This window comes from Acinetobacter sp. SW-226 (assembly GCF_055632855.1).
This window is the reverse complement of the sequence record NZ_CM145752.1, coordinates 1,015,721-1,041,113: the sequence shown is the minus strand read 5'-3', so window position 1 is coordinate 1,041,113 and position 25,393 is coordinate 1,015,721. Positions and strand designations below refer to the sequence as shown.

The window sequence follows — 25,393 nt, the reverse complement described above, 5'->3', positions numbered from 1 at the left end:
TTATGTAACCTTTGCTAACTAACATCAATAAACACGTCATCTTTTTTAAATTCATTGATTTTCAACCCCTAACTGACTCAGATTTTAAATAAAAATTATCGACTGTATCCAATCCCTACTCAGAATAATTCACCTAAAACCTTGCATCACCCTTATCCTATCGAATCACATAATTTTAAATTTTAATAACAAGAATAATCAAAGCCTTAACAAAGAAATTACCAGTTTCAAAGCCGAAGACTGCTGCCTGCGATGAGGATAATAAAGATGATAGCCTGAAAACTGGATACTATATTCTTTCAAGACCTGAATTAAATCGCCTTGCTCGATTTCTTTTTCTACCATGTCTTTTGGAATATATGCCAATCCCATACCTGATTTGACTGCTTGAGCAATATCAAAACTTTCATTAAAAACCCATTGGGGATTGATCTTAACTTTAAATTCTTGTTTTTCTTTTTCAAACTCCCATGCGTAAATTCCGCCTTGGGTCATCAATCTAAAACCAATACATTGATGCAGGTCTAAATCTTTTGGGGTCTGAGGGATGCTGTAACTTTGAAAATAATCAGGTGTTGCAACCACAGCCATTTTGACATCCTGCCCAATTCTCACTGCAACCATTCCGTCAGCCACCCGACTGCCAAACCGAACACCTGCATCAAAATGTTCGGCAACGATATCCACCATACCGCTATTGGCACTAAACTCAACTTTAACATCAGGATAAAGATGGGCAATTTTTGCCAATTTTGGAATCAGGATGTGTTGTATTGCGTGGCTGCTGGCATTTATTCTAACTCTACCTGCTGGTGTATCCCGAAAGGTATTCAATAATGTCAGTTCATTATCAATCTGGTCAAAACTGGCACTAATGGTTTGTCTTAAACGCTCACCCGCTTCGGTGGGCGATACGCTACGAGTAGTTCGATTTAACAATAAAATACCTAACCGCTCTTCAAGACCACGAATACTATGGCTGAGCGCTGATTGTGAAACACCAAGTTTACCTGCTGCCTTAGTAAAACTGCCCTCTCGTGTCACCATCAGAAAAGCATGTAGGTCGTTATAGTTCTCTCTACTAATCAAGGCGTAAACTCCTGTTGCTCAATATCAGCCATTATCTTTATTACACGTTGGGCACTGTATCGTGTCTACTATTAATGAAGTGTATTGATAACTCTATTCTATTTTGGGTCCTTATTCTTCTTCTTTTCTATTCCTATACTGATACAATTAGAAATTACTGGATAAGCTTCAATTAAAAAGCTCATCGTGATTGATGCAAGCGGATACACATCTCAACAAATTAATCCCCCGCCTACTTGAGCGGGATGATGTTCAACACACGCTAGTCTCATGTAACCTCAATCAATTGTGTTCATTAAAAATAAACGTGTACAACTATTTGAAGGTAATGCAAATAACTTAGAGGTCTTGAAAAAGACTATCCAAGGACAAGACATCGTCATTAGTACAATCGGCAATACGGATTTGGATATTAAAACAGAAAATATCGTAGAAGCCATGCAAAAACTCAGAGTACAACGTTTCATCGCCATTAGCGCAGGTAGTATCCTATAATGAGTTAGCGAAAGCATTTAATGAATGGAACAAACAGTTGATAAATACACCTTAGATGGTTAATCGTGAAACCCAAAGTGTTAAAGCAGCAGAAATAATTAAAAGAATTGCACTGACAGCAAAGGTCATCTGATAGCCACTATAGTCAAACAGCAAACCACCAACAGTTGAACCCAATGCGATACATAGTTGAACAATTGCGACAAATAAGCCACCACCTGCTTCAGCATTATTCGGAAAATTCTGAGCAATCCAGCTCCACCAACCTACAGGTGCGGCCGTTCCAATTAAACCCCAAAAACCCAACATGACTATTACTAAAACAGACCATGTCCCAAAGCCAATCAGTGTGAGTGCAATGGCTGCCATGAGAAGCGGAATAGCAATTAAAGTCCCGTAGAAATGACGTTTTAATACAAAACTAATAGATACTGTTCCCACAAAGCCCATAATTCCAATGACAAATAAAGTGAAAGATAATGTTGATAAATTGAGCTTGGTCACCGTTTCAAGAAATGGACGAATATAGGTATAAAGCGAGAACTGTCCCATAAATAGTAGACCCGTTGCCAACATACCAATCAGCACAATCCGATGATTTAATAATTTAAATATCCCATCTGATGAGTTAGATGCAGATGTTTGATTTTTTAAAGAAGGTAGACTAATCCATTGCCAAATAAAGGCTAAAATTGCAATCGGCACCAAACAAAAAAATGCTCCACGCCAACCAATCATTGCCCCTAAATAACTGCCCAAAGGGGGTGCCACTACTGTTGCCAAGGCATTACCACTGTTAAAGATTGCCAAGGCTCGCGGCACTTGGGCTGTCGGTACAAGACGAATCGCTGTTGCTGCCGACATCGACCAGAAGCCACCCACAACCACACCAATTAAAGCCCGACCAAACATGTAGACCCAGTAATTTGGAGCAAGTGCAACTACTGCACCTGAAACCGCCATTAATGCTGTTAAGGCAAGTAATAAGGCTTTACGGTTGATGCTGCCTGCCAGACGTGAAATTGACAGGCTGGTGATGACCGCAAATGCACCTGAAATAGCAATACCATATCCAGCTAAACCTTCGGTGACGCTTAAATCCTTGGCAATCGGCGTTAATAGACTAACGGGCATAAACTCGGAGGCGATCAATGCAAATACGCACAAAGTCATGGCAAATACGCCACTCCAATATGCAGGCTGTTGTTCTATCTCGACAGATTGCTGTGCAGGTGTCATAGACGTTCTCTATATAAATCAGAAAACCATGATAAAGGTACCTCACCTCCTGAATAAGTACTTTTCCATGAATAGAGTTATGAGGCTGATTCATTAATTAGGATTCAATAAAGGCGTTTTCCCAGGATAAAAATTATTTTGGTATTAGATTTATGAATGATACTCATAGGTCTATGTTGTTTTTTTGGGCTAATCCTTAAGCTCTATCACTTTTATAATGAACACAAAATCATCCCAACTAATAAGTGTACGTCAGTCTGATGTTTAAAAAATTAACTGCTCACCTGATCGGGATAACAGCATGATGCAAAAAATTAAATATAGGTTTTCAGTTATCAGTGGTTTCATCTTACTTGCGCTAGCATTTGGACTCAGTGCTTGTACAGAAGCAAAGACCAATGCAGAACAACCTGCTTCACAAAAGGTTTCCAGTATGAATATTCGTTTTGATATTGAAGGCTCAGCTCAGCCCGTATTTGTTCGTTTAAAAGATTCACCGACTACACAGGATTTTATCAGGCAGCTTCCGCTGACTCTCGAACTGACCGATTATGTGGCAACAGAAAAAATTGCCTACTTGCCTAAAAAATTGACTTCACAGGGAGCCCCAAATGGGCACTCAGCCAAAGCGGGTGATATTGCCTACTATGCACCTTGGGGAAATCTCGCCGTCTTTTACAAAGACTTTGATGGTGTTGCCAACAGCCTCATTTATCTAGGCAAATTCGATACTTTGCCAAAAGCATTTTCAGACAATAAACCCTTTAAGGTCACAATCTCAATCGTTTCAAAATAACAGGAATGAACCCTATGTCTCATTACACACCAGCAACATCGAACCGTTTTCTTAAAAAAACTTTTGCTATTCTTAGCCTGAGTATTGGAGCGTTAGCTATAAACCAAGCCACATTGGCTAATCAGGACTTAAAACTCACCACTAAATGGGACAAGACCTTTGTTCAAAGTAACAAAGTCGAGCATCAAAAAGTGACATTTAAAAACCGTTATGGCATTACCCTAGCTGCCGATTTGTATATCCCTAAAAATGCTAAAGGCAAACTTCCAGCTATCGTGGTTGGCGGACCATTTGGTGCAGTAAAAGAGCAATCATCTGGACTCTATGCGCAAACTATGGCAGAACGAGGTTTTGTCACTTTAGCATTTGATCCATCTTATACAGGTGAAAGTGGTGGTGAGCCCCGTAATATTGCTTCGCCAGATATTAATACCGAAGATTTTAGTGCTGCTGTAGACTTTATCGGACTGCAACCCAACGTTGATCAAAACCGTATTGGAATGATTGGAATCTGTGGTTGGGGCGGTATGGCGCTCAATGCGACAGCCGTAGATAAACGTGTAAAAGCTGTTGCCACAAGCACGATGTACGATATGACCCGAGTAATGTCTAAAGGGTATAATGATAGTGTTACACCAGAGCAACGTAACAAAACACTGGAACAGCTTAGTGCTCAACGTTGGATCGATGCAAAAAATGGAACGCCTGCCTATCAACCTGCTTACAATAAATTAAATGGTGGTGAAGCACAGTTCTTAGTAGACTATCATGACTACTATATGACGCCTCGTGGCTATCATCCTCGTGCAGTCAATTCAGGCAATGCATGGTCAATGACTACACCAATTTCATTTATGAATATGCCAATTTTGACGTATATTAAAGAAATTTCACCTCGTCCTATTCTTTTTATTCATGGTGAAAAAGCACATTCACGCTATTTTAGTGAAACAGCTTATGAGGCGGCAGCCCAACCCAAAGAACTCTATATTGTTCCTAATGCCAATCATGTTGATCTCTATGACCGTGTTGACATCATTCCATTTGATAAGATGACGAACTTCTTTAATCAAAACTTAAAGTAAAATTTATTTTAGCCAAGTTGAGAGGATTCACTCAGCTTGGCTTTTTAACGATGTATTTAGGTGATTCCCCGATCATGATGAAGAAAAGATATACAGTTGCTCTCACCATATTCATTTTCGCAATATAATTTTCTATGTAAAATATTTCAACGTACTTAGAACTTTTCACCCTTTTATAGGTCAGCTATAAATTCTGTCAAAGAAACAGAGAAGAAATAACCTTATCTGCTTCTAGATAATTTAAGCAACATTTTGATTAACTTTTATCTCTTCCAATGCTTTTACCAATTTAGTTAAGTTTTGTTCTGGATCTAGCCACCAATCTACCGTCCAAACCGATAAAATGCCCCAGCCTAGTCCATTTAAAACAGTTGGTCTCAACTGATCTCGGTCCCGTGCTGTAGCTGCTTTAGCGTAGTTTTCACCATCTACTATAATACCTGCAATATAGCTACCCGAATTCAAATCATCCTTAATAGCTATATCTACACAACTATCTCCCTGACCTATTCCAAGGTCCACACTCCAGCCTTGTTCTTGCAACTTATTTTGTAGGTACTGTACGAATTCTTTTTTAGCCTGCTGTTTACTTTGATCCACATAATTTAAATGCAACTGACCACTTCGAGCAAAAACGAGGAAGTCTTTTAGATCCCTTACACCTTCACTATTTGTACGTGCCAAGTTAATTTCTTCTGGACTCAAGGCAGAGAAAACATGTAACCCTTGACGGGCACGAGTAATTGCTACATTGAGACGACGTTGACCACCTTGGCGGTTAAGCGCACCAAAATTCATTGATAAGCGACCATCCTGATCTTTAGCATAAGTAATTGAGAAAACAATAATATCGCGTTCATCTCCTTGCACATTTTCTAAATTCTTAACGAATAAAGGTTCAATGCCTGACTTACTCAATGTCTCTAATTCAGGATGATTTGCCAATTCATTATCTAGCAAATCCTCAATCAGCTTTTGTTGAGTCATATTGAAAGTTACAACACCGAGAGTCAGAGGGTTGTCTTGCGCTAACTGTGACTGTAAATGTTGAATAATAAATTCAACAATTGCTTTAGCCTCATTACTATTGGTACGTGTATCACCTTTGTCGTAAACACCATCAACTACATGTAGTTTTACAGCCGTATCCTTAGCAACAGGTGCAGGGAAAGTAAATAAACCACCTTTGTAGTATTTCTGATTACTAAACTGAATAAGACTTTCATAACGACTACGGTAATGCCAGTTCAAAGCCAATTCTGGTAACTGAGCAGCAAGGCATTCATCTAGAATACTTTCTAAATCTTCGGTTACTTCCTCATCGACCTCTTCCTCAGAATCTCCTTTACCAAAGAAACTTGTTGGCGGCATTTGTTTATTATCACCCACCACAATTGACTGTTTACCTCTCGCTAATGCACCAATCGCATCCCATACAGGAATCTGTGATGCTTCATCGAAAATCACTACATCAAATTTTGCTTCAGTATCCAGATATTGAGCAACTGATAACGGACTCATCAATAAACATGGCTTCAATCCAACTAATACATCAGGAATCTGACGCATTAATTCGCGTACAGGAATATGACGGCGTTTCTTGCCTAATTCCTTATTAAGAACAGTCCACTGTGCCTTGTATTTATCTTGTTCACTAAAAATAGCATTCCAACGATGAATAATCTCATGACTCGCAGCAAGCTGGTGATCTCTGTCTTGCTGTGTAAAAGTCTGGATTTTCTGTTCATGCTGTTGGCTATTGAATTGATTTAATTCTGGATGTTGGCTAAATTGATGAGTAATCCATTGTCTCGCTAAATTAATATTCAAACGCTTTAATGCAGCATCCAGTTCCAATGGAGTATCTAAGAGTTCAAAGGCCAACTGTTTTAACCCATGTTGAATCAACTGGCTTTTTATAGCCTGCCAATTTAACCAATGTCTCCAAGATGAACTGTGTTGTTGTAATTGCTGCTGTCTTGCGAGAATTTCATTAAAATTAATATCTAGATATGGAGTAAGTTGAGCATCATTTTTTAGTGCATGGTCAATCAGCAATTGACTGAATGTATTTCCCACTTGAGCTATGTTTTGTTTTATTTCATTCAAACTATTATTTTTACTAAATTCCACAGCTTTTAATAAAGTTGCCTGATCAGTACTTGTTGATGCAACTATTTTCTTAATTTCTTGCCACTGATTGTGAATAGATTCGAAATTTTCCCACGCACTCTCTTCACCCTGCCAGTAAGGACCAAGTTTACTCGCCAACTGATTTTCACATTCAGCGAACTGTCTTTGTTGACTTTGGATATGTTGTAAAATTGGCAAGTCATGAGTAACAGCCAAAACTGTAGGACGTTGGGTCGAGCTTTGATAAGTTTTGACTAAGTTTCTTAGCTGAAATTTAGAGAACCATGAGAATGGGAAAATTTTTGATTCTGCTTCACGCCATTTAAAAGAAATTTGGCTTAAATCTGCTTGATAAATTTGAGATTGGTATTGTCCAACTAACGAAGAACGCTGCTGTTTTAAATCTTGGACTATTTGCTTCGCTTGTGTGATTGTTCCTAAATTTAAATCTTTAATAATACTTAGTAATTTTAAATCAGTTTGTTGAACGAGATCAGATAATGCCTTAAAAATAGAAACATCATGTTTAACCTGACTCAGATTTTGCTTTTCTTCAAATCCAAAGACCTCTTGCCAAGTAGACATTGAATTGTGCAAACGTTGTATCTGCTCCACAAGTTGATCTTGTAATATCTGATACTGTTCTTGCCATGCCAAACTCCAAATTGGATCAGCTAAACCCTCAGCGAAACCATTCAATACATCTTTCGCATTTTCGTTGACGAGCTGACGTAAACTTACAGCTTGTGTCACTGTCTCACTCATTAGCTCCCGTTTTTCTGCTGTCAAAGTCGCAATACTGATATCAGGAAAACGTAAATGCGGCGTATCCCTATATCGAAGTTCATCACTCATTGCAGCATATAAACTCCAGCCTATTGAATGTGATGTATGGAGATTTTTTACATGTTGATTCAGTTCATCACGGGTTTGAATCAGTCTATCTGAAAGCTTCTGCCATTCTGTTGTTTTGGGTTGAGCACTGAGGAAGTAAGGATCATTATTTTTCTGCGCTCTTTCTCTAAGTTGATCAAGTACTTCCATTTTTTGAGATTTTGATGAGTGTAACTGCAAGCACAGTTCACTTAGGCCAATTTGTGTCAGACGACGATAAACGACTTCTAATGCAGCCATTTTTTCAGAAACGAATAACACCGATTTGCCATCTGCCAAACATTGAGCAATCATATTGGTAATGGTCTGTGACTTACCTGTACCAGGAGGACCTGATAACACAAAAGTACGCCCCAATGCTGCGGACATGACTGCTGCCAGTTGCGAAGAATCAGACGATAATGGCGTAAATAATTGTTGTGGCTTATATCGTTGGTCTAATTGAGCAGGTTGCGGGAATTCATCTTGTTTAATAAAAGGTTCCCGTGGTGATTCAATCAGATGATTTACTACAGATTGATTTTTTAGTTGATCCATCCGTGAAGACAAATCAAGCCACATTAAATATTTTGAGAATGAGAACTGACCAATTGCAGCCTCAGCTTTTACTTCCCATCCAGCTATATTTACAATCGCCTTTCGTACAATATGTAAAACCTTATTAACATCTATGCCAGAATCATCTGTTGGTAAAGGATTTAAGCCCGCAATATCAAGTTCAAAATCCTGTCTTAATAATTGTAGTAAAGTCGAGTTAAAACGTGGCTCATCATCATACATAAATAGACGATAGCCTGTTTTAGCTGTTTCACGTGTAATCTGAACAGGAATGAGTAGTAACGGTGCCTTAAATGTACGTTTCGAGCGTTCAGACTCTCTCCACTCAAGAAAACCAACCGCAAGAAATAATGTATTAGCCCCGCCTTCCTCTAAAGCAGTACGCGAAGAACGATAGACTTCAATCAAGCGTTTTTCTAATAAAGGTGTATCTAAAGGACTAAATAATAATTTTCTAGAAAGGTTTTCATCAACGTATTGATTAATATGATGGTTTTCATTGTCGCGCTGGACATCTTTTAGAGAAATACTATCAACACTTTTAAATAAGAAACCTTCCTGATTTGCTAGCGCATCTTCAAGTTTGCTAAGTGTTAACTCAGAACACTGTAATGGGATGCTGTAACGATTATCTTTAAAATTTAAGAGTTTGTTACGAAGGCTTAAATCTAATAAACGGCGTAACCAACGATCAACACGTGTGGCTTTATTTTCAAGAGGGCGCTCATTATCGTAAACAGGAATAGATGCCGTCGCCCATTCAATCTCTGTATTATCCAAATGATTTTTCTTTTCCAGATTTGCAGAAATCGGCTTAATACCACGCAAACGGGATTGACGGACATCTATCGCAAGATAAAACTTATTCTGACGAGATTCATCCTTTATATATTGTTTTGCAGTTTCTAGTGCAGTTGTAAATTTGCCTTGTTGTGTAAGCAACGTTGTTTCAATAAAGACAACCTCACCTAAATCATAACGTTTTCTTAAAGCTTGAATATCATCAATGATCAAGTCGACATTTGGCGTCTCATTTAACCAAACACCAAGATAAGAATGTCCTTCTTCAATAATAAGTAAAGTATCTAAGCCTATTTGTTCTGCCAAAGCACTTAAAAGTATTGTTGTGTCTAAACAACATGCTAACTTTTCTTCAAAAATCTGCTTTGCCAAACGAATTCGTTGACCCGATTTAACAAAACTTGCTGGGTTAACAATATAATAAATATCTTGTTGTAATAAAGATTCCCATAACGCATTCAACTGAGATAAAACAGAATCTCGATCTCGGTCTTGATAACCACTTAATGAACCTAATTGTTTTGATTTTAGAATTTCACTCGCTTTAACAAGAATTGGACTAAGTGCTGAAGCATTAGGTTGTGAAAAACTTGCCAACAACTCAATTGGCTGACTTTCTCCCCCCCAAGTATCAATAGTCAATACATCGATTTCTATCTGTTGTTCTGCTAGTAGTTCTTCATTTTCACTTAACCAAATTACTTCGATACTCCCTTTAATATTCTCAGGTATCTCTTGCAATAATTTAATATCAAAAGCTAATTTTGGTTTATCAAGAGCCAAGACTTGATTGCCTTCCAAGCTCGCAATATTGATAGTGTGTTCTTTGAAATACTCAGGATTAGAACGAATAACGATTCGAGAACCAGAAATTGTTTCAGTTGAAGTGATTAGAACTTGTCGAATAAGGGGCACTGAATTTTGCTGTAAAACAAAATTCAAAGCTGATGCACAATCAACTTTTAATGAATATTCAGGATTAGTTTGTTGTTTATTTTTAACTTCTAACATTTTTTCCCCTTATCAATTTTATCGAATCTAATTAAAGACATGCTTCAACACTAAAGTAACAATATTAAATCGGTCTTAGTTGCTAAAATCAAAAAAATGAGCGCCCAGAAATAAAATATCAAAAAAGAGAGTATTAGCTCTCCCAGCGTCGATCCATTGATTTATTTCCCTAGCCGACCAGCAAATACGATTTTTTTCATCTTATTTTTCTTCGGAAACGTAGAGTCATAATATAAAGATCTTTCATACATTATCTCATAAACTGTAGAATTACTAAGCCCTATATACTCTGCAATTTGCTTAATACTAATGAGTTTATGCATCTAAAAAGTATAACCTATGATCACATTCATGATGTTTAATGCTAGAGAAAATTCGCTCAAATAATTGAGCGATTCGTAAAGTTTAACTTTCGCGTTTTGCTTAAGTATCAATTCACTGTACTGACAGACTGCTGCAACCCTTTCTGCATATCCTGTACAAATCCATCATCTTGATTGAGCTTAGGTATAGTCTTGGATCTCGAACCAATAGGCTGTTGCTCAGCTTTAGACGATTCTTCCGTATAGAACTCCTCTACCAAATCCAACCCTTCCTCCGTATTCACTTCAAACTGTGCATTGCCATAACCCTGCCTTGCCATTTGATCTAAAGCCATCTGATTAAAACCAACCAACTTACTTTTCTGATCAATCTCCTTAGCGGTTTGAATCGCCTCTTGTAAATGAATACCCTCTCGTAAAGTCAGGTCCACGTAATACACAGGTGTTCGATAACTCTGCATGGTAGATTTTCCTCTTAAGATGAGTTGTAGTGGTAAGCATGAAAGCAGACCATTCGATGCTGCGTGGTAATAACGGAGTCGTGCTGCCAAAGTACGAATGCTGTTAAAGCCTGTCGTTCTAAATACAAAACTGCCAAATTCATCCGATTCATCTAAGTTCACATACAAACGCCCATAAGGCTTACATAACCCGCCTTGTGCCAATGAGCATAGATCAGGTGATGGACAGGGATGATGTTCAACCCCTTGGTTGGTCAATCGCTGACAAGTTTCACCATTACCCACACAAACAGGTCTACCCGTTTGTCGGTCAAATAGGCTGTACTCAGCACGTAAGTTCAGTTCAGGATCATTGAAGATCATCCGTACTGGAATAGTCCGTAGCTTTTGATTGGGTGCTTTGGCACGGAGTTGTTCATCGAGTGGATGTTTTACCCAACCCTCTTTATTTTGGATTTGGGAGGTCAAGGTAAATTGATCATCCTTTTCAGGGACACGTTTACCATTCTTTTCCACCATCTTACCGATGCTGATCCGCCCGAGTATTGGCGGAGTAATCGCTAAACCTTTGATCATGTTGATATCCTCACTTTCTATAAATTGAATAAGCATAAAAAAGCCCATGCTGTGGGCAGGGCTGATATGAGCTTGCTTGTTGGTATCTTGTCTGATGCTTATATGGATAAAATGAACTTATCCACGATTGGCATAAATCTGAAAACGCCGTGTCCCTTGCTTGGCTTGTGGAAACTGGTTTAAATACTCAGGATGTGATTTGAGTAAAGCTTTACTGTCTAAACTGACCGTGTCTTTAGCCTTTTTCCACGTCACTGAACCTGCTTTAAAGGTTGCGCGTTCAGCCTCTTGCATCTTGGCTTGTAGCTGATGTTTAAGTAGGTCAAATTGCTCTTGGTGCTTTTCAACTTGATTGCGTACTCGAATCAGTTGCTCAAACTGTTGATTGGCTTGCTCATCTTCAGATAAGTCCGTGGTCGAAAGTGGTACATGTTCTGGATATAAAAGTTGGAGTGCTTTGGCTGCCGATTCACTGGCATCCGCTTCAGGTGGTGTATCCTTTTCCACACAGTCCCAGAAGTAACGCTCTGCATTGATGATGTGTTGAATCACTGACTCTGAGCGTGTGACTTTAAAAATCTTGGTTTCATGTCCACACAGCAACACACAAATATGCGCTGTTTGTTTGCCTGTGACTGCCAATTGATGTTGTACCTGACACAGCACATATAAAGGTACACCATCTCGCCATAGCTTGGCACCATATTCTCCTGCGGTTTTGCATTCCAGAATCTGTACTTCAGGATTGCCCACCACAGAGTAATCCAAGTTGGCTAACATAAAATGCTTCTCAGGATCAGGGTGTTGCAGCACCGCATTGACCCGACGGACTTTATGTTGGGTATGCATGCTGTAGTATTCAGCCACTAAAGGTTCAAGCTGTTTACCCCAGTACAAGGGTGCATGGCCTTCGCTGTCCTCTTCAATGTTTTGTTGAATCCGTCCTGTCTTGATCATCCATAATTCCAGCATCGACATATACGGATTAAGTCCACAGGCTGCGGCACAGTCACTGCTGCCAATGCCCTTGCGTCGTACTTCCAGCCATTCGGCTTGAGTCATATTTTTAGTCTCTACAAAACGCTTTGCTGTAAACAGTTTTGGGCGGTTGGCATGAATATTTAGTGTCGCGTTGTTTGGATGAATTACGGCTGAGTTCATAGCAATTTCCTGTCATTGTTGAATTTTGGGCATAAAAAAAGCCGTGTCCGTAGACACAGCTTTTGAATAAAAAGGGTTAAATTTTTGTAAGGTTGAGCGTTTAAGTATTGCGATGAGTTGGCTTAGGCTAATCAATAGATGCTTTGAAATTAGGCCAACATCCGTAAAGCTTGTTCGAGTCCACGTTGCTTGAGACCTGCTCCTGCACCAAACCATGCAGAATCGAGTCGATGATCCTGACTCATGGCACGACGTTCGTGATCTGAAAATTCCGTAATCGAACACAGTAAACCATACGCGGTATCTTTGGCTGAACTCAGTTCTGCACCACGACCCTGCCCGTTAAACATGGTCATGACTTTAGACATCGCTCGACCATTCGGTTCCGTCTTATTTTCAGCTTTCGTGGCTGAATTGGCTTGCGTTGCTACATTACGATAGAACTGAATAATGCCTTCGTCCTGCTCAATTGGGCTGAGACTGGTATTGTTAAATACCGCATCAAAATATGCTGCCGCTTCAGTCTGTGTGACTTTACGCTGACTGAGTTGTTTCATTTCATACATGTGATCCTCCCATGTACGCACTGAAATACCCAGTTGCTGTTTAATCTTCTGTGCATCGAACTTGGTACTGTGCGGCACTTTGACTACACCTGCACTTGAGTTCTGACCTTTCAGAGCAATCGCTAAGGTGTTGTTACACACCACACGGATACTGGTGAATTGTGCGCTGGTCGCTAAAGTGCCATCACACGCAGTGGCTAAGAGGATGTAACCATTACTGACATCTTTGCCCTTTAAAGCTGAGCTTTGTCCAGTTCGAGCTAAAGCCCAGAATTTCTTCCCGCCTTTGAGTACACCCGCTGTTTCTAATTCAAAACCTGATTGTTCAGTCAGATCACGATAAAACTCCAAGATCTGTTTGGGTTGCACTTCCTGATAACGCTGACTGACCACAGACAATGGTGCATGGGTATCTGAACGATATAACACCCGTTGCTCTTCATACGGCATAATGATGCTTTGTCCACGATCATTTTTAGCCATATAGCTGACATCAGAGGATTCAATGCGCCAGTCCATCCCCGCCTGCTGCGCCCAGACTTCAATCGGTTGGTTTTGCGTGAGTTGATTACCTAAGCCATGCCAAGGGGTTTCACCGACATAGGCCATTTGTTCAAGTTGATGTGCCATGATTTTAATTCCTGTAAAAGTTGAATTGCTGTAAAAGATGAAGATGAAAAAGCTTAATTACGCAGGCTCGGACTAAAATCACGGTCACAGTCATTGCAGTAATAATGTCGGGTATAAACAGGATGGGAGTTACTTTGAACTTCATCCTCCGTCATCAGCATCCAAATGCCACCGATCAGGACACCCACTAAGGCACCTGCAATCGGGGGGATATTTAAACTTTTAGAAACACTGATACCGAACGTCGCCAGTGCCAGAGGTGACATCACATTGTTTTGCGCTGAAGGTGAATTACTGTTGATCACTAAATGTTGTGGAGATTCCAGCAGTACCGTGTCTCGGGACTGACAATAAGGACAAGGCAAACTCATCTGACTAATTCCTGTAATAAAAATGAGTGAAATAAAAAAAGCCTGCTTTGGGGGAAAGCAGGCAAAACGTGAATCGGGTTATGACATAGGGCTGTTTTAAAGGAGCCACATGCTTCTCATTCAGATGATATGTATCTGTATTTTTTTAGTATGTGTTTTTAATCGATGCTTTTTTACATCAATTTTAATGACTGGATACAGGGATCAATTGACCTGATTTTTATCAGCGATTATGATGCAAGGGCTGGCCTACATTGCCAGTCGGTTTTGACAGACCGAGCGTATAGCGTATCAGGTATCCATATTCTTCCTGAGTATGTTACTTGTGCGAAACCTTCTCGTCCCCCTTTGCGGTAGAACGGGAGGGGGACGCGTTCGCGCGTGCTGGTTCTATATGCCCAGTCTGTCAACCCCCTTTCGTTCTGCCACCATAATCAATTGACAGTGATTCGGTAGAACTTCTAATGCATATAGGAGTCATCTATGACGCTATTCAATTTCTGTGCTTCCCCTGCACTCGCTTCATTTATACCTACTTCTCGACTTCGGCATTTCATTCCGATTCCAACTTTATTGTCTTGCCCTGTGCACTGATTCATTTCACCGCACTGATCAACCACTGAGTTTTTAATTCAGGGGCTGCTTTGTGCTGGAAAAACCTTATGAAATTGATCGTACAGCTGATTTAAGTGGTCATTATTGTGCTCAGTAACAACATACCTAGGGCCTGTGACAGCGTCGAAGAATGTATTTGAAGTTACAGTCAATTTCATAATGAATTTTTAAAATTTTAAAAATATTTGATGGGGAAATAATAGGATGAAATACATTTCAATTGCACTGCTTACCAGCCTAGCGTTGGTAGGCTGTTCAAAACCACAAAACGATGCAAAGAACGAAGAACTTACTCAAAGTATTGAAAAAATGTCATTGAATGATGATGCCCACGTACAAACTGTTTCTTCTCCTTTGATTATCGCTCGAAATCAAATTACCCCTCCGCTGACAAAGACAGCAAAAGACTTTCAGGAATTAATAAAAGATGAGGGGTATTTTTCATTTTATCCTCCGTATGAAACGATATCTGGATTACAGATGTTTGCTGAAAATGACGATGTTGCTGAAAATTGTGTAAATTGCGTGAATTTCCAGACGGTTCTCAATGACTTAAGAAATACTCTGGCTTTAAAAAACAATCAAGTTTTGGTAATCGGGCATACAGGTCAACAGTTTCCTGCATTCACCTTTGCTTTGGGTGACGACTATTCTTTGCGTGCAGCGCATGATACGGCAATCAATTATATAAGATCGACGATGCAGGTGATTCCACCACAAAAAGATCAATTTGAAAGTACAGAGCAATATCAACAACGTATTCAGACACTTCAAAATGAACTGGATAGTAAAAATGCCCATCTAAAATATGACTTAAAGCTTTTAGAAATAAGTTTAAATGCCACTTCTTCACAAAGTTTGTTCATGCCGAGTAGCTATACACCCAATGATCGACCAAGTGGCCCGATTGATAACTTTGTTTACTATGATGCTGATTCGAAACAGTTACATTTTGAGGACATGAATTTCTCATCTGATCTTATCGTAAATTTCACAGCCACATCCACGCCAGAGCTAGCCCAAAATATTATTACAGCTGGTGGACAAAAGTATGTCGGTTACATTTTTAACTTTAATAAGAATAAATTAGAGTTGGATAGCTTAGTCATTTATCAAGCTAACAATACTCAAACTGGTTCAGCAAATGAGCCTATCGCAATACTTGAGCCGAGTACGATGTCTTTTCAACGAAAGCATTTCAACGGTATCGAAAATGCTCGATTAAAGAAATTTGATGTCCCATTAAAAAAGCCAATTAATTTTGATTTTACTTTGGATAACTACACGCCGATTGAGAATGTATTTAAAAAGATCGGGGAGTAATTCTCAGACCTATAAAGATCAAGGCATTGATTTTATTAACTATCAAACATACAAGAGTGGGCTCACCCCTGTAGATCACCATATTCGATTAAGAACAGGTATTTATAATGAATTTTATTCCATCTATTTTTTTATCTAGTGTGCTGTTGCTGACTTTAACAGCCTGTAATTCAGGCAATGATGCGCCAAAGCCTAAAGATACCCAAACACAAACAAACTCTACTGAGAATAGCACTTCTGCTCAGTCTGAGATGGCCAATCCATCCGAGGATGATTTTGTCGTTGATAAATCATTTTTAGAAAATGGTACTGATGCTGAGCAAGCACAAGAACTGTCACAAGAACCACCCTTACAGGAACAATTTGAAGTCCGTGTTCGTCGTGATGAATCACAATATTCCATGACAGGCTATGTGGATAAACTCAATATCATGTCACTAAATAATGACCCCACCAGCCTGACCAATGTTTCAATCAATCGTGGTAATTGTAGAACCAAAGGTTTTTATGATTATCAAAATATGCGCTATGGCTCAGTAGCTCAGGTGTATCTCGGTTGTGCTGCTGAAAATGTGCGTGAGGTGACCATCACTACCAACAGCGGATTGACCTATACCTATAATTTTTAATTCATCTCAAAAACCCATGCAAGTATAAAAAAGGCGTTCTGTATTGAACGCCTTATGTATCAGCTACTTACTGTTAATAAGTATATTGCCTATGTAGGTTTGCCACAAATATGAAATATGTTCACTTGCATATCTATAAATTTTCAATGACTCATTGCAAAGCTCAATCTGTAAACGCCAAAAGCTACGCATATCACTGTCCGCGAAATAACAATATTTTTCCAAAACTTGATATGGCGATCCTTGCATAAGATCATATCCATTTTTAAAGCACGCTCTCCTCCATTTTTGTAAAATAAAATCTGAATATTGTGCTTCATCACCAATGACATAAATCATTGCATGGATAACGTAAAAACCATTCAACGACTTTACAATACGCCATTGCACATCATACAACTTGCTACTTAACTCTTCGGACTTATGCAAACGTTCTCGCCACTTACGAGTAATCTTCGACAATTTAACTTCATCATGGAATTGCAATGGATTAGTAAAAATACACGGTAGTTCTAAGAGCAAGCAATTCATCTGCTTATGCTTGTCCAAACAGCGTTTAAATACTGCCTTTTGTGTTTTTATTTGCTCTGTAATAGGCGCTATAAATGTAGAATTTTCCAGCGCAATACGTCGTTTTACAAACTTAAGTTTAAACCGCTCATGAATAGCATCAGCATTCGCAAAACTATAATTTAAATTACCGTAATGTGAAAAACCTACTGTATCTATCATAGCTTTCCAATATGGATTCAATTGAAACCCATGTAATGCTATACGCTGATGATTCAACCATGGCAAGAAATTCAAGAATGCTCGATAGTCTTGATCTAAACATTTTGGTGCACGTTTGTCCCGCACCAAAAGCTTTCCATTTTCAATTCGACTGGCATTTCTTACACTTTGACTTAAAAAATAATGTGCTTGAGTATCCAACGTAAACGGAAAAAATTGTATCTGTTGTAAAGCTTGGGCTTGTGGAATTGCAGCATAATGCATCATCTTATACACCCTCCTGCTTGGCATTTACAGTAGGTTTTATTTTAAAACTCGTCCCAAATACACGGACAAAATAAGCCTTTTTATCAGTTAGCTCTCGCTCTTTTTGCTCATCCTCTAGAATCCGTTTATGTACAATAAACTGATCTCGTTTCGTGATATATCGGATAACTTCAATCAAAATGCGATATTTATCCAAATCATTACGCTGTACTGTACCAATACCAATCTCTGGATATTTACCGTTATGCGCATCAAGATTGCAATTATGGTAAGTACCTTCACTGCCAACCACTTTTTTCCAAATCTCACCGATTTGCTGTGCTAACTTAATATCCTGTGAATGCTTACGACCATCCAAATAGAAAAAGCAGTGGTAGTGATAGCCTGTATGCTCAGCAAATTCCAGTTTCCACGTATAGCCTAATACATTCAAACTCTTAGTACGCTTTATATACCGAAGGCATGTTATTAAATCTTCTTTGACTTGGCTGAGGCTTGGATCTTGTGTTCTACCATAACGAAAATCAACACGAGCAACTACAATTCTTGAATGCAAAGCTAGTATCGCATCTACACAATCTGTAGCAACTTTTTGCTGATATCGTGATCGATCCATTCGCTTCTTTTGTTGATACTTAAATTCTTGCTCTTGAGTAAGCTGATATAAACGTTCAACAAATTGATTCATTAGCTGAGTAAAGCTGATAAATGCCTTAGTTCCAGCTGGACTGTTCACAGCAAAAGGCTCATTTGGAGTATTAAAAAATGAATGTAAATCTCTACGGTCAAATTGGCTTAAAATTTCATTGAAAGCCTGTACAACTATTTTACTATGTTCACAATCATATTTTTCTAATGGCTCACAATCTTGTTCAATCACTTTTTTAAGTAAATGTATTAACTGCTTATCAACCATTCCGTATTTATTATAGGGCTTCTTAAGAGGATTATTTGCATGTAACTCCTGATAAGCATGTACATGTTGTTTTTCAATTATTCTATTAACCAATTCTATCCGAGCAAATATCTTCTCAGCTTCAGGGTTAGACCGAATGACATAGTGATCAAATTCTTCATTGTATTCCGTTAAATAATCTAGCACCAATGAACCTGTATGCTGATCATCTGCTGCATTTAAGCATCCGTCATACATAGAATTGAATAATAGAAATTGCTCTTCTGCTGTGACTGTCATTTGTACTGACCGATCTGATGGGTCAGTTTCATTTATTTCTGTTTGCTGATTCAGAAATAGTTCTGGTACATGTGTTAAGTATTCATTGGATAAAACTGGTTTCTGATTATTGTTCATAACATAGGGTATTTGGTTCATGATAATAGACTCATCAGTAATTCATTACATTCAAGCTTGTAGATATTAAATTTATTAAATATTTATATAATTTAATTACTTATAATTAATAAGTAATATATTAATCATATAAGTTCCACAAATAGCCGAATGCAGATCACACCATAAATCCATCGTATTGAAACTCAGGGTTTACGGTGTAATCGAGGTACGGGTTGATTTAAGGTGTGTTAAGTTATCGCGCTGATGGCATCAACTTTTTTCGAATTTAACCAATCAACGATGTCCTGCTCAAACCAACCAACAGCGGACAAACTCAGCTTAATTGGCCGCGGGAAAGTAGCATCATAACGTTTGGATTTGGGATTCATTTTGTCATACAGGGTTGTTCTCCCTATCCCACATAACTCACGTACTTGCTTCGTGCGAAGGATCTGGTTTTTTTTAGTTTCTGTGGATTGCATTACTTACTCCGATTTAAAACATGTGTGGATGTCTTCAGATGTAAATGTGCAGTAGAATCGCGAGAAACTTCAGAAAAACAAGTTTCCGAATAGTTAAGTAGTGTATTTATATGAGTAAACCAGTCTTCGATCATGAAATTTTCAGAATCGCTCACCCTGTTATGCAAAAACTTATCCAGCAAGCGGTGCAGAACAAAGAATTTCAGGCAACTTTTCCAGATTTATATGTCTATCTCGAACATGTAATCATTCAAATAGGGATAAATTTAAAAGACCTGCTCATTGCAAAATACCAAGAAAAGACCACCCTATCAGCTACAGTAATTCAAAAAAATGTTGAAACTATTCTTTTAGATCGGCGATTAATCGATCATGTCGTAGGGTATTGTCAAACCCATGAATTATCTTTAGCAGATGAATACCTAATCAATGACTTGTTACAACACTATGAAATATTAAAGCTTTTTGACCAGTCTTATGCTTTTTTCTGGGATCAGATCAAAGAATACGAAAGAATTTCAAATGATACCCACCTATCTGAAACTCTTCGAACCCATTTAAAAAACAATAATTTATATCTGCCAAATCTTTTCCCACATTGGACGATTGAACAGCTTTTTTTAGATTATTTTATGATTTTCATTGACTACCATAAATTTAATAATAGCAAAGTAAAAAACCCAAATATTACTAAACAGCCTACTCCAGAAGAATGCAGATTGGTACTTTCTCGATTATTTAAATACAACTCACCCTTACCTGCATATAACAAATCGTTTATCGATGCTTCTTCTTATAACTTAAATGCCACATCCGCAGAATATCTCAGTTTAAATATTCACTTAGATGAGGAGCTTAACAATTTGCCTTCCATCATCAATGATTTCTTACATCATATGGTTGCACGAAAAGTAGATCGACTTAGAAATGGTTTGAATGCAGCAATTCCTATCAACGAAGTACAATTCCAAAAAATTCACCAAACTCGTAGTCAACTGGATATTGTGGGGAATGCATCCTCTACGCTAAAAAGAGCTGATACTGTTTTATCGGCACTGATCAGCCTAATTTTCTATGAACAAGTTTTCAAAAGTAAAATTCTGAAAGGTAACCCAACCAAATTCCAAGGTATCAATTATTCGAAAATATTATTAGAACAGTCGAATATAGAAATTCCCGATGTAGAAAAAGCAACTTTTGATTTAGCAATAGCTCATGATTTGGCTGAATGTATCAATCGAAATGATGATTATGATTTAACTCAGCATATGGATAGGTTGTATGATTTACTCAGTAGTTTTGAAGATATCCAAATGAGTACAGCGACTCAGAATGCTATCTCAGGCAAAATTGAAAGCATTTTGTGTACAAATAATGGAGCACCTCATACGCATAAAATCAGCAAAGATAGCTTAAAAAGCACTGTGCCCGATACGCTGGAACTACTTTCCAAAAAATTATCAAAAGTCATAAACATCTAAGGCTGTAGACATCTTAACCGGCAGTGTGAATACACTAATTCAGCAGGTTGATCGCTAAAATGGCCTGCTGACTTCTAAAATATATGCAGGGCCTTATTTTTTTACAGGCTACCAATTATTGTGAGCGAAGCTAACAATCAATAGTAAAAGTAGATAGAAATCTAATTCTATAAAAGCTAAATATTCTGCGAATATTTATACCTTCAGTGAGTCTAGATAATCAGACCAAGCTTGCATCATCACCTTGCGTTCATCAAGATATCGAGTACGGTTATAAGCCCGTCCATGCATATCTCTGACTTGGTGTGCAAGCTGCTGCTCTATACGCTCAATTGGAAATTTTAAAACCTCATCAAGTAACGTTCGTGCAGTTGCTCGAAAACCATGACCCGTCGTTTCACCGTTTTCAAACCCATACTGCTTAAGGCGCTTATTAATTGTCGAGTCACTAATGACAATTTGCGAATTACGCATTGAAGTAAAGCAATATTCTGTCTGTCCTATAATTACATACAGAGCTTTAAAAAATGAAAAAACTTGATCCGACAATGGAACAATGTGCTCTAAAGCTGTTTGATTTTTTGTTTTGGGTGGTGTGTATTTCCATAATCTATTTTCAAAATCAATATCTGCCCATTTTGCAGCACGTAACTCGCCTGGGCGGACAAAAACATGCGGTAAAATTTTAATAGCATAATCAACTACAATTTCACCACGCCCAAAGTTTTGGTCTATATTTCTCAACAATTGGCCCAACATTTCAGTATCAGTAATAGCTGATCGATGTTGCACCTTTCCTGTTTTTAAAATCCCACTGATCTGATCAGCTACATTAAATTGACATAAGCCCAATGCAATCGCATAACGATAAACTTGCGAAGCCTTACTACGCATCCGTTTAGCTGAATCCGTTTTGCCTTGTTTTTCGTATAATCGACAAGCATCTAAAATCTGGGTAGCGGTAATATCTGAAATAGGATAATTACCTATCGCCATATATAATTTAGTCCAAACAAATTCATTACGACGTTGTGTGCTGGCTTCAAGCTCTTCTGTTTTGCGATATTCTTCCGCTACTGCCTTAAATGTATTATTCAAGGCAAATTGAGCTTTTTCCTCAACTTTCTGTTTTTCAATAGCTGGGTCAATTTCTCGAGCAATTAGTTTTCTATATTCGGCTCTTTTTTCACGGGCCTCTGCTAAAGATACGTCTGGATATGCTCCAAAGGAAATGCTGTTACGCTTTTTACTTATTGGCCTTGTATAGTCAAAACGCCAATAAATATATCCCTTTTTATCAATAAGAAAAAAAGTCCATTACCATCGGCTAGCTTAACCAATGATTTATTTTCTTCTTTTCGGTGATTAATAATCGCAGCTTTAAGCTGTTTATCTGTCAAACTTATAACGAGTTTTGCCATGTTTCACGGTAACTAAAAAAGTTAAATTTAAACTTACCGCAGTTCTTACCGTTATAAGTTGCGGTAAGTTGTGGAAGTCATGGGACACCATGAAACAAGAATAAGCTTAAAACCCTTTATTTTCAATATATACAGAACATCTTGGGATGGGATAAAACGTAAAATTGGTGCGCTCAGCGGGACTCGAACCCACGCCACAGGCTTCGGAGACCTGTACTCTATCCAGTTGAGCTATGAGCGCGCGAGCACATCATATCAAAAAAAATCACAAGGTAAAGCATCTATATAGCTTAGAGTGATTTTCCTGCTTATGCTTTATACAATGTTCCATATCTGCAACACAGAATTGCGAGTAGATTACTTGGTTTATTAGGCATAATCGCTCACAATAGTGCCATTATTAATCATTCGAGAATTTCATGACTGATGCATTGACGTTAAGAGATTTGTCCAAAACCTATAAAAATGGGTTTCAGGCCTTAAAAGGCATCAATCTAACTGTTCCTGAAGGTGAGTTCTATGCCCTTCTTGGACCAAATGGTGCAGGCAAATCTACAACGATTGGTATTATCAGCTCATTGACCAAGAAAACCGCAGGTACTGTCGAAATTTTTGGACATAATCTCGACACCCACCCTTCTCAAGCCAAACAGTGCTTAGGAGTTGTACCTCAAGAGTTTAACTTCGGTCAGTTTGAAAAAACCTTCGATATCTTAGTCACACAAGCGGGCTATTATGGTATTCCTAAAAAAATTGCAGAAGTTCGTGCCGAAGAATATTTAGAAAAACTCGGCTTATGGGAAAAACGTGGTGTTCAAGCTCGCATGCTTTCAGGTGGTATGAAGCGTCGCCTGATGATTGCCCGTGCCATGATGCATGAACCAAAACTCCTTATTTTAGATGAACCTACCGCAGGGGTTGACATTGAACTGCGTCGTTCGATGTGGGACTTCCTCACAGAAATGAACAGTAAAGGTACCTCGATCATTTTAACGACGCACTATTTAGAAGAAGCGGAAATGCTATGTCGTCGAATTGCCATTATTGACCGTGGTGTGATTAAAGAAGACACCGGCATGAAAAATTTCCTCAATCAGCTCAATGAGGAAACCTTTATTTTTGATTTGGCCACACCGATTGAGCCGATTCATATCGACATTATTGGGGTTCGTTTCCACTTAGTCGACGCCGTGACTCTAGAAGTGACTATGGATAGAGCACATACTCTCAATGACTTATTTCAATTGCTCGAATCGCAAGGGATCCAAGTTCGTAGTATGCGGAACAAATCCAACCGTTTAGAAGAACTGTTTGTGAAGATGGTCGAAAAAAATCTCGAAGGAACTACGCCATGAACTTAAATCAACTTAGCGTAGCTTTATATACTCTGGTGCATAAAGAAATTCGCCGCTTTATGCGTATCTGGCCGCAAACCTTACTTCCACCTGCCATTACCATGAGTTTGTACTTTGTGATTTTTGGTAATTTGGTCGGTTCTCGTATTGGCGAGATGGGCGGTTTTAGCTATATGCAGTTCATCGTCCCTGGACTGATTATGATGGCGGTGATTACCAACAGTTATGCTAACGTTTCTTCGAGCTTTTTTAGTGCCAAATTTCAAAAAAGTATTGAAGAGCTGATCATGAGTCCTGTACCTTTGCATGCCATTTTATGGGGCTTTGTCTTAGGCGGTGTCTGTCGTGGGGTCTTGGTCGGTATTATTGTGACGGCTATGAGTTTATTTTTTACTGACCTGTATATTACCAATTGGTTTGTTACCATTTACACCGTCTTGGTCACCTCGTTCTTATTTTCACTAGGTGGTTTTATCAATGCTGTGTATGCCAAATCTTTTGATGACATCTCCATCATTCCAACCTTTGTGCTGACGCCTTTAACTTATTTAGGTGGCGTATTTTATGCCATTTCAGCACTCAGCCCTTTTTGGCAAAATTTATCGTTGATCAATCCGATTGTATATATGGTCAATGCTTTTCGTTTCGGTATTTTAGGTCATAGCGATGTTAATGTCGTCGTCTCCCTATCTGTTATGACTATATGTTGTGCAGTGCTTTATGGCATTGCTTACTATTTACTTTCTCGTGGTTCAGGAATGCGTGAATAATGAGTGTAGAACATTCTCTTTTGGGTAAAGACACCAATTACCCTACAACTTATCAACCCGATATTCTTTTTCCTATTGCGCGTGCCACAGCACGTGAGCACTATGCACATGTTGAAGGTATTCAACAAGGTAAAGACTGGTGGCATGTTTTTGAAATTTCTTGGTTAAACACCCATGGTGTTCCACAAGTTGCCATTGGTCGCATTAGCCTGCCTGCCACCTCGCCCAATCTCATTGAGTCAAAGTCATTAAAACTTTACTTTAATAGCATGAACTTTACTCAGTTTGAGTCTAAAGCTGCGTTTAAAGCAACAGTTGAACAGGATTTATCGGTGGCTGCTGGCGCAGATGTGAGTATTGAGTTGTTTCATGTTGATGATGTGCAAGTTAGTCAACCTGAAGGCATTTGTATTGATGAACTGATCCCGACTCAATTGGAAAATCATCCCAATGCAAATCTGTTGACATTAGATAGCGCTGCTGAAGATGTTGAAGTACAGATTTACTCGCATTTACTCAGAAGTAACTGCCCAGTCACAGGACAACCAGATTGGGGTACAGTATTTATCAGATATAAAGGTAAAAAGCCTTGTTATAACAGCATACTGGCTTATATTATCTCTTACCGTCAGCACAACGGTTTCCACGAACAATGTGTGGAACAAATGTTTGCCGATATTTGGCAAAATTTGAAACCTGAAAAGCTGATGGTGTACGCAGCTTATACACGCCGTGGTGGTTTAGATATTAACCCGTGTCGTGTGTCAGATGTGTCATGGATGCCCCGCCCAATTCGATTGGCGCGACAATAAAATAAAGAACATTGAGGTTAATA

The 25,393-nt window shown here is 38.6% G+C and carries 19 protein-coding genes, 1 tRNA gene and 1 pseudogene; 9 read left to right on the top strand and 12 right to left on the bottom strand.

Going from position 1 to position 25,393, the window contains the following annotated elements:
* Nucleotides 1-198: 198 nt before the first annotated feature.
* Nucleotides 199-1,089, bottom strand: a complete 891-nt coding sequence (locus ACZ8ZH_RS04905) for a LysR family transcriptional regulator (RefSeq protein ID WP_119063074.1) — start codon at nt 1,087-1,089, stop codon at nt 199-201.
* 288 nt (nt 1,090-1,377) lie between these two features.
* Here ACZ8ZH_RS04905 and ACZ8ZH_RS04900 point away from each other — a divergent pair, with 288 nt between their 5' ends.
* Nucleotides 1,378-1,584, top strand: a complete 207-nt coding sequence (locus ACZ8ZH_RS04900; protein WP_228199380.1) for an NAD(P)H-binding protein — start codon at nt 1,378-1,380, stop codon at nt 1,582-1,584.
* 51 nt (nt 1,585-1,635) lie between these two features.
* Here ACZ8ZH_RS04900 and ACZ8ZH_RS04895 read toward each other — a convergent pair whose 3' ends face one another.
* Nucleotides 1,636-2,823: an MFS transporter gene (locus ACZ8ZH_RS04895; RefSeq protein WP_119063075.1), complete on the bottom strand. Its 1,188-nt coding sequence runs from the start codon at nt 2,821-2,823 to the stop codon at nt 1,636-1,638.
* 301 nt (nt 2,824-3,124) lie between these two features.
* Here ACZ8ZH_RS04895 and ACZ8ZH_RS04890 point away from each other — a divergent pair, with 301 nt between their 5' ends.
* Together ACZ8ZH_RS04890 and ACZ8ZH_RS04885 are read left to right on the top strand one after the other, a co-directional pair.
* Entirely contained in the window at nt 3,125-3,619 is a 495-nt protein-coding gene (locus tag ACZ8ZH_RS04890; RefSeq protein ID WP_119063076.1) for a cyclophilin-like fold protein, read from the top strand.
* Between the two features lie 14 nt (nt 3,620-3,633).
* A complete protein-coding gene (locus ACZ8ZH_RS04885; protein ID WP_119063077.1) occupies nt 3,634-4,704 on the top strand; it encodes an alpha/beta hydrolase in 1,071 nt (356 codons plus the stop codon).
* 240 nt (nt 4,705-4,944) lie between these two features.
* Here the strand turns inward: ACZ8ZH_RS04885 and ACZ8ZH_RS04880 are convergent, their stop codons facing one another.
* From ACZ8ZH_RS04880 to ACZ8ZH_RS04860, 5 genes are all read right to left on the bottom strand, one after another.
* Complete coding sequence (locus ACZ8ZH_RS04880) at nt 4,945-10,101, bottom strand: DUF4011 domain-containing protein (RefSeq protein ID WP_119063078.1); 5,157 nt, start codon at nt 10,099-10,101, stop codon at nt 4,945-4,947.
* 430 nt (nt 10,102-10,531) lie between these two features.
* Complete coding sequence (locus tag ACZ8ZH_RS04875) at nt 10,532-11,461, bottom strand: recombination directionality factor (protein ID WP_119063079.1); 930 nt, start codon at nt 11,459-11,461, stop codon at nt 10,532-10,534.
* Nucleotides 11,462-11,578: 117 nt separating this feature from the next.
* Nucleotides 11,579-12,622: a YqaJ viral recombinase family nuclease gene (locus ACZ8ZH_RS04870; RefSeq protein WP_119063080.1), complete on the bottom strand. Its 1,044-nt coding sequence runs from the start codon at nt 12,620-12,622 to the stop codon at nt 11,579-11,581.
* Between the two features lie 149 nt (nt 12,623-12,771).
* On the bottom strand, nt 12,772-13,818 hold the full coding sequence (locus tag ACZ8ZH_RS04865) for a DUF932 domain-containing protein (RefSeq protein ID WP_119063081.1): 1,047 nt from the start codon (nt 13,816-13,818) through the stop codon (nt 12,772-12,774).
* 53 nt (nt 13,819-13,871) lie between these two features.
* Complete coding sequence (locus ACZ8ZH_RS04860; RefSeq protein ID WP_119063082.1) at nt 13,872-14,189, bottom strand: hypothetical protein; 318 nt, start codon at nt 14,187-14,189, stop codon at nt 13,872-13,874.
* A gap of 819 nt (nt 14,190-15,008) precedes the next feature.
* Between ACZ8ZH_RS04860 and ACZ8ZH_RS04855 the strand changes: the two genes are divergently transcribed.
* Both ACZ8ZH_RS04855 and ACZ8ZH_RS04850 read left to right on the top strand, forming a co-directional pair.
* Nucleotides 15,009-16,127 (top strand): hypothetical protein, encoded by a 1,119-nt coding sequence (locus ACZ8ZH_RS04855; RefSeq protein WP_119063084.1) that lies wholly within the window; start codon nt 15,009-15,011, stop codon nt 16,125-16,127.
* 107 nt (nt 16,128-16,234) lie between these two features.
* Nucleotides 16,235-16,756: a hypothetical protein gene (locus ACZ8ZH_RS04850; protein ID WP_119063085.1), complete on the top strand. Its 522-nt coding sequence runs from the start codon at nt 16,235-16,237 to the stop codon at nt 16,754-16,756.
* A 63-nt stretch (nt 16,757-16,819) separates the two neighbouring features.
* On the opposite strand, the gene ACZ8ZH_RS04845 is transcribed toward ACZ8ZH_RS04850, so the two are convergent.
* The 3 genes from ACZ8ZH_RS04845 to ACZ8ZH_RS04835 form a co-directional block, all read right to left on the bottom strand.
* Nucleotides 16,820-17,755, bottom strand: coding sequence for a hypothetical protein (locus ACZ8ZH_RS04845; RefSeq protein WP_119063086.1), 936 nt, complete (start codon nt 17,753-17,755; stop codon nt 16,820-16,822).
* 1 nt (nt 17,756) lies between these two features.
* A complete protein-coding gene (locus tag ACZ8ZH_RS04840; protein ID WP_470247865.1) occupies nt 17,757-19,088 on the bottom strand; it encodes a YagK/YfjJ domain-containing protein in 1,332 nt (443 codons plus the stop codon).
* A 209-nt stretch (nt 19,089-19,297) separates the two neighbouring features.
* Nucleotides 19,298-19,531: a helix-turn-helix transcriptional regulator gene (locus tag ACZ8ZH_RS04835; RefSeq protein ID WP_119063088.1), complete on the bottom strand. Its 234-nt coding sequence runs from the start codon at nt 19,529-19,531 to the stop codon at nt 19,298-19,300.
* Between the two features lie 110 nt (nt 19,532-19,641).
* Here ACZ8ZH_RS04835 and ACZ8ZH_RS04830 point away from each other — a divergent pair, with 110 nt between their 5' ends.
* The gene (locus tag ACZ8ZH_RS04830) at nt 19,642-21,012 is read left to right on the top strand and encodes a hypothetical protein (RefSeq protein ID WP_119063089.1); all 1,371 of its coding nucleotides are present in this window, start codon (nt 19,642-19,644) and stop codon (nt 21,010-21,012) included.
* A 195-nt stretch (nt 21,013-21,207) separates the two neighbouring features.
* Here the strand turns inward: ACZ8ZH_RS04830 and ACZ8ZH_RS04825 are convergent.
* Together ACZ8ZH_RS04825 and ACZ8ZH_RS04820 are read right to left on the bottom strand one after the other, a co-directional pair.
* Nucleotides 21,208-22,433, bottom strand: a pseudogene (locus ACZ8ZH_RS04825) (tyrosine-type recombinase/integrase).
* 165 nt (nt 22,434-22,598) lie between these two features.
* Nucleotides 22,599-22,674: transfer RNA gene (locus ACZ8ZH_RS04820), tRNA-Arg, on the bottom strand.
* A gap of 178 nt (nt 22,675-22,852) precedes the next feature.
* On the opposite strand from ACZ8ZH_RS04820, the gene ACZ8ZH_RS04815 reads away from it, so the two are divergent.
* From ACZ8ZH_RS04815 to queF, 3 genes are read left to right on the top strand one after another with little or no spacing between them, the layout of a single operon-like run.
* Nucleotides 22,853-23,788 (top strand): ABC transporter ATP-binding protein, encoded by a 936-nt coding sequence (locus ACZ8ZH_RS04815; RefSeq protein ID WP_119063091.1) that lies wholly within the window; start codon nt 22,853-22,855, stop codon nt 23,786-23,788.
* Nucleotides 23,785-24,558 carry an ABC transporter permease gene (locus ACZ8ZH_RS04810; protein ID WP_004982514.1) on the top strand — a complete coding sequence of 258 codons (774 nt, stop codon included), beginning with the start codon at nt 23,785-23,787 and terminating at the stop codon, nt 24,556-24,558. The genes ACZ8ZH_RS04815 and ACZ8ZH_RS04810 overlap by 4 nt, the downstream gene beginning before the upstream one ends.
* Nucleotides 24,558-25,370 (top strand): NADPH-dependent 7-cyano-7-deazaguanine reductase QueF, encoded by an 813-nt coding sequence (gene queF, locus ACZ8ZH_RS04805; protein ID WP_119063092.1) that lies wholly within the window; start codon nt 24,558-24,560, stop codon nt 25,368-25,370. Before ACZ8ZH_RS04810 ends, queF begins: the two co-directional genes overlap by 1 nt.
* The last annotated feature ends 23 nt before the right edge of the window (nt 25,371-25,393 follow it).

Bases quoted from the DNA above. Each gene is read 5' to 3' on its own strand.
- ACZ8ZH_RS04870 (WP_119063080.1), bottom strand. From the start codon at position 12,622: ATGAACTCAGCCGTAATTCATCCAAACAACGCGACACTAAATATTCAT.
- ACZ8ZH_RS04830 (WP_119063089.1), top strand. From the start codon at position 19,642: ATGAGTAAACCAGTCTTCGATCATGAAATTTTCAGAATCGCTCACCCT.
- ACZ8ZH_RS04855 (WP_119063084.1), top strand. From the start codon at position 15,009: ATGAAATACATTTCAATTGCACTGCTTACCAGCCTAGCGTTGGTAGGC.
- ACZ8ZH_RS04835 (WP_119063088.1), bottom strand. From the start codon at position 19,531: ATGCAATCCACAGAAACTAAAAAAAACCAGATCCTTCGCACGAAGCAA.
- ACZ8ZH_RS04875 (WP_119063079.1), bottom strand. From the start codon at position 11,461: ATGATCAAAGGTTTAGCGATTACTCCGCCAATACTCGGGCGGATCAGC.
- ACZ8ZH_RS04840 (WP_470247865.1), bottom strand. From the start codon at position 19,088: ATGAACCAAATACCCTATGTTATGAACAATAATCAGAAACCAGTTTTA.
- ACZ8ZH_RS04850 (WP_119063085.1), top strand. From the start codon at position 16,235: ATGAATTTTATTCCATCTATTTTTTTATCTAGTGTGCTGTTGCTGACT.
- ACZ8ZH_RS04865 (WP_119063081.1), bottom strand. From the start codon at position 13,818: ATGGCACATCAACTTGAACAAATGGCCTATGTCGGTGAAACCCCTTGG.
- ACZ8ZH_RS04810 (WP_004982514.1), top strand. From the start codon at position 23,785: ATGAACTTAAATCAACTTAGCGTAGCTTTATATACTCTGGTGCATAAA.
- ACZ8ZH_RS04845 (WP_119063086.1), bottom strand. From the start codon at position 17,755: ATGATGCATTATGCTGCAATTCCACAAGCCCAAGCTTTACAACAGATA.
- ACZ8ZH_RS04860 (WP_119063082.1), bottom strand. From the start codon at position 14,189: ATGAGTTTGCCTTGTCCTTATTGTCAGTCCCGAGACACGGTACTGCTG.
- queF (WP_119063092.1), top strand. From the start codon at position 24,558: ATGAGTGTAGAACATTCTCTTTTGGGTAAAGACACCAATTACCCTACA.
- ACZ8ZH_RS04890 (WP_119063076.1), top strand. From the start codon at position 3,125: ATGATGCAAAAAATTAAATATAGGTTTTCAGTTATCAGTGGTTTCATC.
- ACZ8ZH_RS04880 (WP_119063078.1), bottom strand. From the start codon at position 10,101: ATGTTAGAAGTTAAAAATAAACAACAAACTAATCCTGAATATTCATTA.
- ACZ8ZH_RS04815 (WP_119063091.1), top strand. From the start codon at position 22,853: ATGACTGATGCATTGACGTTAAGAGATTTGTCCAAAACCTATAAAAAT.
- ACZ8ZH_RS04885 (WP_119063077.1), top strand. From the start codon at position 3,634: ATGTCTCATTACACACCAGCAACATCGAACCGTTTTCTTAAAAAAACT.
- ACZ8ZH_RS04895 (WP_119063075.1), bottom strand. From the start codon at position 2,823: ATGACACCTGCACAGCAATCTGTCGAGATAGAACAACAGCCTGCATAT.